The organism is Cobetia sp. SIMBA_158, from assembly GCF_046566945.1.
In the GTDB taxonomy this organism is placed as follows: Bacteria; Pseudomonadota; Gammaproteobacteria; order Pseudomonadales; family Halomonadaceae; genus Cobetia; species Cobetia amphilecti.
Genome location: NZ_JAWJYL010000702.1, coordinates 1 through 255 on the forward strand (window position 1 = coordinate 1; position 255 = coordinate 255).

At 40.0% G+C, this 255-nt stretch carries 1 protein-coding gene; it reads right to left on the minus strand.

Annotated features, from left to right (window positions below; genetic code table 11):
• Positions 1–167: Hpt domain-containing protein (locus R2R70_RS21635; RefSeq protein ID WP_410979143.1), on the minus strand; the 167-nt coding region annotated here is incomplete at its 3' end.
• Positions 168–255: the final 88 nt, after the last annotated feature.

The window sequence follows — 255 nt, forward strand, 5'->3', positions numbered from 1 at the left end:
GTCCCACTTCCCCCTTTTATTGAATGAGCGGCTCTAAAAATAGTGTTAATAGTTTCTAAGTCTTCCTCACCGGGTACCAAGTTTAAAAGCTCAGCTTCCATGGTATCGAGGCCTTCAACACTCTCTTCAAAGAAAACTTCAAAAAATTGACTTAAATCTATACTCACTTTGCGCTCCTTGACTAACGAATAACCTTTTTAATCACCGCTAGTAACTGCTCAGGATTAAATGGCTTTACTATCCAGCCTGTTGCAC